Here is a 12,421-nt window from a genome sequence, read left to right on the forward strand (position 1 = left end):
AAAAATACGGTGCAGAAAATATGCTAGTATTAATCGGTGGTGCAGAAGCTGAATCAGCAGGATTAGCAGCTGAAACAGTTACAGCAGGAGACCCAACTTTCGCAGGTCCATTAGCAGGAGTTCCGTTGGGACTTAAAGTATATCACTCAGTAGAACCAGAATTCAAAGAATCAGTAGATGCTGATGTATATGATGAGCAAATTGGTATGATGGAAATGGTTCTAGATGTTGATGCAATTATTGAAGAAGTTAAAGCAATGAGAGATGAATTTACAAAATTTTAATAAATAATAAAAAATCCCGATACGAAATATACGAGAGGAGGGAAACAAATGGGGAAAATTAAAGTTGTTCATTATATCAACCAATTCTTCGCTGGTATAGGTGGGGAAGAAAAAGCTGACCATAGACCAGAGGTGAGAGAAGAAGTATTAGGGCCAGGTCTAGCTCTTCAAGCAGGATTCAAAGGTGAAGCTGAAATCGTAGCTACAATTATTTGTGGGGACAGTTATTTTGGTGAAAACTTAGAAGAAGCTAAAAAAGAAGTATTAGAAATGGTTAAAAAATATAATCCAGATCTATTTATTGCTGGACCAGCATTTAATGCAGGTAGATATGGTGTTGCAGCAGGTACTATAACAGAAGCAGTTCAAAATGAATTAGGTATACCAGCTTTAACTGGTATGTATATAGAAAACCCAGGTGCTGATATGTTCAAGAAATCAGTTTATGTTATTTCTACAAAGAACTCAGCTGCTGGAATGAGAGATGCAGTTAAGAAAATGGTTCCTCTAGCACTTAAATTAGTTAGAGGTGAAGAAATAGGTTCTCCAGAAGAAGAAGGCTATTTACCAAGAGGTATTAGAAAGAATTACTTTACTGATAAAAGAGGTTCTGAAAGAGCTGTTGATATGCTTATAAAGAAACTTGCAGGTGAAGAATTCGTTACTGAATTCCCAATGCCAAACTTTGATAGAGTAGATCCTAATCCAGCTGTAAAAGACTTATCTAAGGCTACAATAGCTATAGTAACATCTGGCGGTATTGTTCCACATGGCAACCCTGATCATATAGAGTCATCATCAGCTCAAAAATATGGTAAATATGATATTGAAGGCGTTGATGATCTAAAAGAAGGCGAATGGGAAACAGCACATGGTGGTCATGACCCAGTGTATGCTAATATAGACGCAGATAGAGTTATTCCAGTTGACGTTTTACGTGACATGGAAAAAGAAGGTAAGATTGGAAAACTACACAGATATTATTATTCAACTGTAGGTAATGGTACAGCTGTAGCAAGTTCTAAAAAATTCTCAGAAGAATTTAGTGCAGAAATGAAAAGAGATGGAGTAGACGCAGTTATCTTAACTTCTACCTGAGGCACTTGTACACGTTGCGGTGCAACAATGGTAAAAGAAGTTGAGCGTGCTGGCATTCCAGTAGTTCATATATGTACAGTAGTTCCAATATCACTAACAGTAGGAGCTAATAGAATAGTTCCAGCTATAGCTATTCCTCACCCATTAGGAGATCCAAAATTAGAACCTAAGGAAGAGAAAGCTCTTAGAAGAAAATTAGTTGAAAGAGCATTAGAAGCTTTATCAACTGAAGTAACAGAACAAACTGTATTTGATGTTAAAAAATAATTAATTAATAAAACTTATAAAAGGGTGATTTTTCTTATCACCCTTTTATAAGCAAAGCTTTTAAAAAAGAAATTTACAATTACATACCAAAATTTATGGAGGTGGACATATGAATTATTCAGTAGTAAAAGGAGCATCTTATGTATTGATACAAGCACCAGATATGATCATTCACAATGGTACAACTCAAACAACAGAAAGAATATTACATCCAGAGTCAGAGTATTTGAAGGAGTTACCAAATCATATACGTAGTTTTGAAGAAGCAGTTAACTATTTACCAAATCAAGTATATATTGGAAATCATAAGCCAGAGGAGCTTAAGAAAGTTGAACAACCATGGTATGATAAAGATGTTAAAGATGCAAAGAGAGATGGTAAATATGGTGAAATAATGCCACAAGATGAATTTATAGGTCTAATCAAAATAGTAGACGCATTTGATCTTGTGTTATTATCTAAAGAATTTACAGCAGAAATCAAACCAAAATTAGAAGCTCATCCATTAATTAAAGATGAACTTGTTGCAAAGCTAAAAGAAGGTGCAGAATTAGCAGATATTGAAAAGTTCATTAATGAGCAACATGCAGAACCACTATATAATGATAAAAAAGTAGTAGGTTGTGTAAAGAGAGCTCATGACGTAGATGTTAACTTAACAGCTCATGTTATGTTTGAAAATCTAGTTACAAAAGCATCAGGAGTATTAGCAGCATTACATGCATTAGCTAAAAATGATATAAATCCAGAAGACATTGAATATGTAATAGAATGCTCAGAAGAAGCTTGTGGAGATATGAACCAAAGAGGCGGCGGTAACTTTGCTAAAGCAGTTGCTGAAATGGCAGGACTTGTAAATGCTACAGGTTCAGACTTAAGAGGGTTCTGTGCTGCTCCTGCTCACTCTATGGTATCAGCAGCTTCTTTAGTTCAGGCAGGAACTTACAAAAATGTTATGGTTGTTGCAGGTGGTTGTACAGCTAAATTAGGTATGAATGGTAAAGACCATGTTAAGAAAGGTATGCCTATTTTAGAAGACGTTATAGGTGGATTTGCAGTTGTGGTATCAGAAAATGATGGAATAAATCCAGTTCTTAGAACTGATTTAGTTGGTAGACATACTGTAGGTACTGGTTCATCACCACAGGCAGTAATTACTTCATTAGTTACAGCACCACTTGACAAGGCTGGATTAAAAATAACTGACATTGATAAATACTCAGTAGAAATGCAAAATCCAGATGTTACAAAGCCAGCAGGAGCAGGAGATGTTCCAGTAGCTAACTATAAGATGATAGCAGCTTTAGGAGTTAAAAGAGGCGAAGTAGAAAGAGCTGGTATAGATGCATTTATTGAAAAGCATGGTATGGAAGGATGGGCACCAACTCAAGGACATATTCCTTCAGGAGCGCCATATATAGGATTTGCTAGAGAGGCTATGTTAGCAGGTGAAATAAATAGAGCAATGGTAGTAGGAAAGGGAAGCTTATTCTTAGGTAGAATGACTAACCTATTCGATGGTACCTCAATAGTTATGGAAAAAAATACTGGAAAGTTAGATGACGGTAAAGGTGTATCACAAGAGGAAGTTAGAACACTTGTAGCAGAAGCTATGAGAGATTTTGCTTCTCATCTACTTCAAGATTAGAGGTGATAATATGTCAGATAATAATATAAAAAGCATGATCGGTAAGGTATTTAACGATATCGCTGATGCCATGGAGACTGGACAATTTGGTGAAAAGGTAAGAGTAGGTATTACAGTAGCAGGTTCAGAACTAGGCATTGATAATATAGTTAAAGGTGCCGAGATGGCTCAAGCTAGAGATAATAGTATTGAAGTAGTATTAATTGGACCAAAGGTTGAATCAAATCTTACTCAATATAATGTTGAAGGTGAAGATGCTCAACATAAAAAAATGGAAGAATTACTTGACAGTGGTGAAATAGGAGCATGTGTTACTATGCACTATAATTTCCCAATAGGAGTTTCCACTGTCGGTAGAGTAGTAACTCCAGGTAGAGGCCGAGAAATGTTCTTAGCTACAACTACTGGAACATCATCACCACATAGAGTTGAAGCTATGGTTAAGAATGGTATCTATGGTATTATAGCTGCAAAGGCTATGGGAATTAAAAATCCAACAGTAGGTATTTTAAACGTAGATGGTGCAAGACAAGTAGAGAGAGCATTTAAAGAGTTAAATAGTAAAGGATATCCAGTTAATTTTACAGAGTCAGGAAGAGCAGACGGTGGATCAGTAATGAGAGGTAATGACCTTTTAACAGGTACACCTGATATAATGATAACTGATACTTTAACAGGGAATCTTTTAATGAAAGTCTTTTCATCATTTGTAACAGGTGGATCTTACGAAGCACAAGGTTTCGGATATGGACCTGGTATTGGGGAAGACTATGATAGAACAATTCTTATTCTTTCAAGAGCATCAGGTACTCCAGTGGTAGCTAATGCAATAGGTTATGCTGCATCATTAGTAAGAGGAAATGCAAGTAAAATAGCTAAGGAAGAATTTGAGAAGGCTAATAAGGCTGGACTTAAAGATATTTTAAAAGGACTTACAAAGGATACTAAAAAAGCTGAAGCTAAGGAAGAAGAAGTTGTAGAAGCACCACCAGCTGAAACAGTAACTGGTACTATTAGTGGTATAGATATTATGGAACTAGAAGATGCTGTTCAAGCTTTATGGAAAGCAGGTATCTATGCTGAGTCAGGAATGGGTTGTACAGGACCAATAGTAATGGTTAATGAAGCTAAGTTAAACGAAGCTCTTAAAGCATTAGCAAAAGCTGGTTATAATGTAGGCGAATCTGATCCATGCTAATACAGAAGCTCCAAGGAAACTTGGAGCTTTTTAATTGTAGGTTTTTAACAAAGGCTTTATTGACATAATAGTTGTAATTTTGGCTGGAAAAGGTTATAATTATCTCAATAGTAGTAATTAAATGAATTAATTAGGGGGGTAAAAAATGAAAAAAATACTAACCATTGCTTTGGCAATAATGTTGGTAATGATGAGTGTAGTTGGATGTGGTAAACAAGATGCTACTACTCCAGATGCAGTTGATTCAAACAATTCAAGTAATGAAGGAAAATCAAGTAAAGGCCATGAAATTGCGCTTATTACAGATAAGGGTAATATTGATGACAAGTCATTTAATCAAGGATCTTGGGAAGGTGTAATTGCTTTTGCAAAAGCAGAAGGAATTTCACATACTTATATTAAACCAGAAGAAGCTTCAGATGCTGGTTATTTAGCAGCTATTGATTTAGCAGTTACAGGTGGAGCTAAGGTAATTGTAACACCTGGATTTTTATTCGAGGTTCCAGTTTACGAAGCACAAACAAAATATCCAGATGTTAAGTTTATTCTTCTTGATGGAACACCTCATACAGCAGATTATAAGACATTTGAAACTAAAGAAAATGTTGCAAGTATATTGTATTCAGAGGAACAATCAGGCTATCTAGCAGGTTACGCTGCAGTTATGGATGGAATGACTAATCTTGGATTCATGGGCGGTATGGCAGTTCCTGCTGTTCAAGCTTTTGGATATGGATATCTTCAAGGTGCTGAAGATGCTGCAAAAGAATTGGGTATTGATGATGGTGCAATAAAATCTATGTATCATTATACTGGAAATTTTGAAGAAAATGATACTAATAAAGCAACTGCAAAAACAATGTATCAAGAAGGTACACAAGTAATATTTGCATGTGGTGGTGCAGTAGGTAAATCTGTTATGTCAGCAGCTAATGAGGCTGGTGCAAAGGTTATAGGTGTTGACGTTGATCAAAGATATGATAGTGAAACTGTAATAACATCAGCTACAAAAGGTCTTGCAGCTTCAGTAATATCTGTTCTTGAGTCTATTTATAAGACAAATGATTGGGAAAAATTTGGCGGTCAAACAGTATATTTCAATGCTGCTAATGATGGAGTTGGACTTCCAACTACAGTAATTGGTGATGCAAATGCAGATGCATTTGATAGATTTGAATCCTTTAGCAAGGAAGAGTATGAAAAAGTATTTGCAAAATTAGTAGATGGAAGTGTTACAGTAAAACGTGAAATTCCAGTTGCAGCTGAAACAGGATATGCAACTGCTGATGAACTTACTTCTGCTCTAAATCTAAAGAAAGTTACAGTTACTACAAGATAGTAATAGGAATATTAGCCATATGGGCTATTGCAAGTAAAAACATATAAAAATGGGGGAAGACTAAAAATTTCCCTCATTTTCTATCTCATTTTATAGACAGTATTTATGAATGTTTCAGGAAGTAAAAAATATAATTGATAGGAAGAAGTTAAAGTGGAAAATTATATTGTTGAAATGCTTAATATTACAAAAGAATTCCCGGGTATTATTGCTAACGACAATATTACCCTAAGATTAAGAAAAGGAGAAATACATGCACTTTTAGGAGAAAATGGGGCAGGAAAATCTACTCTTATGAGTGTACTCTTCGGTCTTTATCAACCTGAAAAGGGTGAGATAAGAAAAAATGGTAAGGTTGTTAAAATTAACAATCCTAATGATGCTAATGCATTAGGGATTGGAATGGTTCATCAACATTTTAAATTAGTTGAAATTTTTACAGTCCTTGAAAATATTATTCTTGGTGTTGAACCTAATAAGATGGGCTTTCTTGAAAAAAAAGAAGCTAGAAAAAAAGTTATGGAACTTAGTAAGAAGTATGGGTTAATGGTTGATCCAGATGCGTTTATTGAAGATATTACAGTAGGTATGCAGCAGAGGGTTGAAATCTTAAAGATGCTATATAGGGATAATGAGATTTTAATTTTTGACGAACCTACAGCTGTTTTAACTCCACAGGAAATTAAAGAACTTTTACAAATAATGAAGGGATTTGCTGAGGAAGGGAAATCAATTCTATTTATAACTCATAAACTTAATGAGATAATGGAGGTTGCAGATAGATGTACAGTTCTTCGAAAAGGAAAATACATTGGAACTGTTGATATTAAAGATACTAATAAGGAAGAGCTTTCTAGAATGATGGTAGGACGTGACATTAGTTTTAAGGTAGATAAGAAAAAGATGGATGCTGGAGAAATAGTTCTATCAGTTAAGAATATTACTGTACCATCAAAAACTCATAAAAATAATGCAGTAAAAAATATATCCTTTAATATTAAGGCAGGAGAAATAGTATGTATTGCTGGAATTGATGGAAATGGACAAACGGAATTTGTAAATGCACTTACAGGACTTGATAGACCTAGTTCAGGAACTATTACTTTAAAGGGGAAAGATATAACTAAGACATCTGTTAGACAGCGTTCCATATCTGGTATGAGTCATATTCCGGAGGATAGGCATAAACATGGTCTTGTATTAGATTATAAATTAGAGGAAAATCTTGTACTTCAAAGATACTGGCAGCCTGAATTTCAAAAAAGAGGATTTATCAAATTTGATGCAGTAAGGAAGTATTCTAAAAAACTTATAGAAAAATATGATATCAGATCTGGCCAAGGACCAATAACTGTAGTGAGGAGTATGTCTGGTGGGAATCAGCAGAAGGCAATTATAGCAAGAGAAATCGACAAGGAACATGAACTTTTAGTAGCGGTGCAGCCAACAAGAGGTTTAGATGTAGGTGCTATAGAATATGTACACAAACAGCTTGTTGCAAGGCGTGACGCAGGTAAAGCTGTATTACTTGTATCATTAGAGCTAGAAGAAGTTATGAATGTACCTGATAGAATTTTAGTAATGTATGAAGGAGAAATAGTTGGAGAACTTAACCCCAAGACAACAACTGTTCAGGAGCTTGGACTTTACATGTCAGGCGCAAAACGTGATATCGTAAAGGAGATTAACGATGCAGGATAATAAAAGGACTAATTTAAAAAATATAATACACAATATTGGGTTTGCCTCATTTTCATCAGCATTGATGGCTATTATCCTTGGACTATTTTTTGGATTCTTAGTAATGCTTGTTGCATCACCAGAAAATGCATCAGCAGGATTTAGATATGTTGTCTTAGGAGGATTTAGCCGTATTGGAGATGTATTTTATTTTGCAACTCCAATACTTATGACAGGCTTGGCTGTAGGGTTTGCATTTAAAATGGGATTATTTAACATAGGAGCTTCTGGTCAATATACAATGGGAATGTTCTTTGCACTATATGTAGGATTTATGTGGGAATTACCAAGCAGTATACATTGGATTGTAGCTGTTCTGGCTGGAATGGTCGGAGGTATGATTTGGGGGTTTATACCTGGTGTTTTTAAAGCATTTATGAATGTTAATGAAGTTATTACCTCTATAATGTTTAATTATATAGGTATGTATCTTGTTGATATGTTAATTCAAGGCAGTTCAGTAATGTATGTATCCAATATGACTAGAACCAACTATTTACCAGCGGAAGTACAGCTTCCATCTCTGGGGATTACTGGCTCAAATGTAAATGTTGGAATTATTCTAGCAATAATTATTGGAATAGTTATATATATTGTGCTTCAAAAGACTACCTTTGGTTATGAATTAAAGGCTACAGGATTTAATAAATATGCTAGTGAATATGCTGGAATGAGAGGTAAAACAAATATAGTTATTACTATGATAATAGCTGGAGGACTTTCAGGATTAGGCGGAGCTTTTGCAATACTTGCACCATCAGCTATTGCAGGAAGTAGCATGACCTATGAACCTATTAATATTATTGCTGCCAATGGTTTTAATGGTATAGCTGTTGCACTTCTAGGAAGTTCCCATCCAATAGGGATAATTTTCTCATCAATCTTTATTTCTCATATACAGCGTGGTGGTACACTGGCAAGTCTTGTAGGATTTAAACCGGAAATAATAGATGTGGTTATAGCTGTTATTATTTATTTCTCAGCTTTTGCAATGATAATGAACTCTGCAATAGCTAAGTTTATTAAGAGAAGATTTAAAAACATTCATATAAATCATGGGAAAGATCTAAAACAAGTGAATATAGATAAGGTCTCTGATGATAGAGGGGAGGGGGCAGAATAATGGCTACTGTATATTATTTAATTCAAAATATGCTACCTGTAGCAATGCCACTACTTCTTGTAGCCCTAGGTGGAATGTTTAGTGAAATAGGTGGAGTAGTAAATATTGCACTTGAAGGGATTATGCTCTTTGGAGCATTTTTCGGGGCATTATTTGTTTACTTTGTCCAGAATTCAGGTATGAATCCACAAACTGTTTTACTTCTAGGAATGTTAGTCGCTGCAGTTGCAGGTTTAATTTATTCACTGTTATTATCCTTTGCAGCAGTTACTATGAAGGCAGACCAAGTTATAACAGGTACTTCACTTAATATGCTTATTCCGGCTGTAATATTATTATTTGCAAAGATGTTTTTCATCAGTGATGGTATTACTACAAATATGAACTTTTATATTAAAGAAATACCTGTTTTAGGAAAGATTCCAGTGTTAGGAGATATGTTCTTCCAGAAAACTTATCTGACAGTTATGATTAGCTTTGTATTTCTTATAATAGCAATTATTATATTCTATAAGACAAAATTTGGTCTACGACTTAGAGCTTGTGGTGAACATCCCCATGCTGCTGATTCTGTAGGTATAAATGTTCATAGAATGAGATATGCAGGTACTAGTATTTCTGGCATATTAGGTGGAATCGGAGGATTTTTTTACTCTGTAGGAGTTATGGATGGAAATGTAAATGGACATACTGGAGTAGCGGGATTTGGATTTTTAGCTTTAGCAGTAATGATTTTTGGACAATGGAAACCAATTAAGATTTTTTTTGCAGCTATGTTCTTTGCATTTTTAAGGACTTTGGCATATTCAGTTTCATTAATACCTTTCCTAGCCAATTTAGGAATTAATCAAACATATTATAAAATGTTACCTTATATAGCTACAATGGTAGTTCTTGCATTTACATCAAAAAAATCAAGAGCACCAAAGGCAGAAGGTATACCATATGATAAATCCCAAAGATAGGAAATTTTAATTTAAAATATAGAATTGAGAATTAAAATATTAGAAAAGACAAGGTTTATAAAAATTCCTTGTCTTTTTTGTTTTTGTACTTTGTTAATTTTCTGATATAATATAATTATACAAATAATATCTGGAGGATTGAGCTGGATGAGACTTAGTTATGACTTAACCCTTGAACAATCACAAAAATTGATAATGACACCAGAATTAAGACAAGCAATAGAACTGCTTCAATTCAATAGTCTAGAATTAAAAGAATATATAGCTAATGAGATGGAAGAAAATCCAATGCTTGAATCATTAAGTTCCTCAGAGGAATTTGATAACTTGGATAAATATGCAAATGATAACGATATAGACTGGAAAGAATATTTTGAAAAATATGACGATATTAGTTATAGACCTCAAGTAGATAAAAATATAAAGGAATATAATTATGAAGCGTTTGTATCCTATGAACCTACATTAAAAGAGCATCTAATGTCACAACTAAGATTTATTCCATTGGAAAACAAAGAATATAAAATTGGAGAAAATATTATACAAAATATTGATGAAAATGGATATTTGAGTACTTCCACAGAAGAAATTTCAAAGTTTATGAAATGTGGAAAAGAAGAAGTAGAAATAATATTGGATATTATACAAACATTTGAACCAATAGGAGTGGGAGCTAGGAATTTGAAAGAATGTCTATCAATTCAAGTAAAAAATAAAATGGATGCTAATCACTATATTATTACAATAATTGAAGATTATCTAGAAGATCTTGGATATAATAGAATACAAAAAATTTCCAAAGAATTAAATCTTGATTTAAAAGAAGTCCAAGAAGCCTGTGACTATATAAAAAGATTGGAGCCTAAGCCAGGCAGCTCCTTTAGAAGTGATTCAGAAGATATAAGATATATTATTCCTGATGCTGAAATTCAATTAATAGATGGAGAATTTGTTGTTATATTAAATGATGTTACTGGACCTAGGCTTAATATAAACAATTATTACAAAGGATTAATGAAATCAGGTGGAGATAAAAAAACTATTGATTTCTTAAATGAAAAGTTTAACTCTGCAATGTGGATTATTAGAAGTATAGAACAAAGAAGAAATACGATTAAAAGAGTAATAGAATCTATATTAAAATTTCAAAAGAATTTCTTTATTGAAGGTGAAATAGCTTTAAAACCTTTAACTTTAAAGGATATAGCAGATGACATAGATATGCATGAATCAACTATATCTAGAGCAACAAATGGTAAATATGTACAGACTCCTAGAGGATTATTTGAACTAAAGTATTTCTTTTCATCAGGAATACTAGGGGATGAAGGTGATGTATCTTCAACAAGTATTAAGGTAAAATTAAAAGATATTATAGATAATGAAGACCCTAAGAAGCCATATAGTGATCAAAAAATATCAGAATTATTGAAAATGCAAGGTATAAATATTTCAAGAAGAACTGTTGCAAAATATAGAGATGAGCTTTGTATACCTTCATCTTCAATGAGAAGAAGATATTAATATGGAAATTTATTTTAATATTGCATAAAAAATTAAGATAATGTATACTATAAGTGGTAGAATTTGTATTCTGCCATTTCTTTAAAAATAGCGGGACAAATAATACGTATCCGGGACATAAAACGTCCAATCACGAGGTGATATTTCCTATTAAGAGGTGATTTGATGGAAGTACTAGAATTATTGAAAAAAATAACTCCAGAAATAATTGAGATAATTGAAAAGAGATATCTTATTCTAAGATCTATTTCCTATAATCAACCAATAGGCAGAAGAGCTTTATCAGGAGAACTAGGTTTTAAAGAAAGGACTATAAGGGATGAAGTAGGAATCCTAAAAAATCAAGGGTTATTAAATGTAGATTTAATGGGTATGTATATTACCGAAGATGGAAAGAAAGCTTTAATAAACCTTCATTCAATTTATAGTAATTTAAAGGGTATTCCGAAACTGGAGGAAAAATTACAAAAATTATTAGGAATAAAGAAAATGATTATAGTTCCTGGAGATTCTGCACAAAATAATATGGTACTAAAGGATATGGGGAAGATTACATCTAAGGCATTAAAAGATAATATTAATCCTAAAGATATAATAGGGATAACTGGTGGAAGTACAATGGCAGTTGTAGCTGATGAAATCACACCTGATAATAAAACTAGAGATATAGTAGTTATACCTGCAAGAGGTGGTCTAGGACGTGAGGTAGAAACTCAGTCTAATTCCATAGCAGCAAAACTTGGACAACAATTGGGAGGCTCTTATAGACTATTATATGTACCAGATGGATTGGAAGAAAAGGCTTTAGAACTTATGTTAAAGAATGAAGAGATCAGAGAGTCAGTAGAACTGCTCAATAATATGAATACTCTTATATTTGGAATTGGCAGAGCAGATACTATGGCAAAAAGAAGAAATTTATCGGAGGAAAGAATAGAGGAGTTAATCAATTATGGGGCAGTGTCAGAAGCATTAGGACATTACTTTGATATTGAAGGTAAAGAGATTTGGGAGTTTAAAACTATTGGATTATCCCTTGAGAAATTCAAATCATTAAATAGTGTTATTGGAGTTGCCGGAGGAGAAGAAAAAGCAGAGGCCATACTTTCAGTATCTACTTTAAATAAGAATATGACTTTAATAACGGATGAATCTGCAGCAAGAAAAATACTTGAGATTGTAAATAAAGCTACAAAGTAGCTAATATATAAAAGAATAAAAATATAAATAAATAG

Annotated in this window: 10 protein-coding genes; all 10 read left to right on the top strand. The window is 33.5% G+C overall.

Annotated elements, in window-relative coordinates:
• On the top strand, window positions 1-284 hold a 284-nt coding region (gene grdA / locus RT714_RS07520; protein WP_313756962.1), incomplete at its 5' end, for a glycine/sarcosine/betaine reductase complex selenoprotein A.
• A gap of 48 nt (window positions 285-332) precedes the next feature.
• Window positions 333-1,649, top strand: a complete 1,317-nt coding sequence (gene grdB, locus RT714_RS07525; RefSeq protein ID WP_313756963.1) for a glycine reductase complex selenoprotein B — start codon at window positions 333-335, stop codon at window positions 1,647-1,649.
• A 109-nt stretch (window positions 1,650-1,758) separates the two neighbouring features.
• On the top strand, window positions 1,759-3,297 hold the full coding sequence (gene grdC / locus RT714_RS07530; protein ID WP_313756964.1) for a glycine/sarcosine/betaine reductase complex component C subunit beta: 1,539 nt from the start codon (window positions 1,759-1,761) through the stop codon (window positions 3,295-3,297).
• 10 nt (window positions 3,298-3,307) lie between these two features.
• Entirely contained in the window at window positions 3,308-4,495 is a 1,188-nt protein-coding gene (gene grdD / locus RT714_RS07535; protein ID WP_313756965.1) for a glycine/sarcosine/betaine reductase complex component C subunit alpha, read from the top strand.
• A gap of 145 nt (window positions 4,496-4,640) precedes the next feature.
• A complete protein-coding gene (locus RT714_RS07540) occupies window positions 4,641-5,834 on the top strand; it encodes a BMP family ABC transporter substrate-binding protein (RefSeq protein WP_313756966.1) in 1,194 nt (397 codons plus the stop codon).
• Between the two features lie 174 nt (window positions 5,835-6,008).
• Entirely contained in the window at window positions 6,009-7,535 is a 1,527-nt protein-coding gene (locus RT714_RS07545; RefSeq protein WP_399326386.1) for an ABC transporter ATP-binding protein, read from the top strand.
• Window positions 7,525-8,697 (top strand): ABC transporter permease, encoded by a 1,173-nt coding sequence (locus RT714_RS07550; RefSeq protein WP_313756968.1) that lies wholly within the window; start codon window positions 7,525-7,527, stop codon window positions 8,695-8,697. The genes RT714_RS07545 and RT714_RS07550 overlap by 11 nt, the downstream gene beginning before the upstream one ends.
• The gene (locus RT714_RS07555; protein ID WP_313756969.1) at window positions 8,697-9,662 is read left to right on the top strand and encodes an ABC transporter permease; all 966 of its coding nucleotides are present in this window, start codon (window positions 8,697-8,699) and stop codon (window positions 9,660-9,662) included. The genes RT714_RS07550 and RT714_RS07555 overlap by 1 nt, the downstream gene beginning before the upstream one ends.
• Before the next feature lie 147 nt (window positions 9,663-9,809).
• A complete protein-coding gene (gene rpoN, locus RT714_RS07560; RefSeq protein ID WP_313756970.1) occupies window positions 9,810-11,186 on the top strand; it encodes an RNA polymerase factor sigma-54 in 1,377 nt (458 codons plus the stop codon).
• 165 nt (window positions 11,187-11,351) lie between these two features.
• Window positions 11,352-12,386 carry a sugar-binding domain-containing protein gene (locus RT714_RS07565; RefSeq protein ID WP_313756971.1) on the top strand — a complete coding sequence of 345 codons (1,035 nt, stop codon included), beginning with the start codon at window positions 11,352-11,354 and terminating at the stop codon, window positions 12,384-12,386.
• Window positions 12,387-12,421: the final 35 nt, after the last annotated feature.

The sequence above is a fragment of the Tissierella sp. genome, assembly GCF_032104385.1.
In the GTDB taxonomy this organism is placed as follows: domain Bacteria; phylum Bacillota; class Clostridia; order Tissierellales; family Tissierellaceae; genus Tissierella.

Coding starts and splice junctions, on each gene's coding strand:
- grdC (WP_313756964.1), top strand. CDS start 1,759: ATGAATTATTCAGTAGTAAAAGGAGCATCTTATGTATTGATACAAGCA.
- grdD (WP_313756965.1), top strand. CDS start 3,308: ATGTCAGATAATAATATAAAAAGCATGATCGGTAAGGTATTTAACGAT.
- RT714_RS07540 (WP_313756966.1), top strand. CDS start 4,641: ATGAAAAAAATACTAACCATTGCTTTGGCAATAATGTTGGTAATGATG.
- RT714_RS07545 (WP_399326386.1), top strand. CDS start 6,009: ATGCTTAATATTACAAAAGAATTCCCGGGTATTATTGCTAACGACAAT.
- RT714_RS07550 (WP_313756968.1), top strand. CDS start 7,525: ATGCAGGATAATAAAAGGACTAATTTAAAAAATATAATACACAATATT.
- RT714_RS07555 (WP_313756969.1), top strand. CDS start 8,697: ATGGCTACTGTATATTATTTAATTCAAAATATGCTACCTGTAGCAATG.
- rpoN (WP_313756970.1), top strand. CDS start 9,810: ATGAGACTTAGTTATGACTTAACCCTTGAACAATCACAAAAATTGATA.
- RT714_RS07565 (WP_313756971.1), top strand. CDS start 11,352: ATGGAAGTACTAGAATTATTGAAAAAAATAACTCCAGAAATAATTGAG.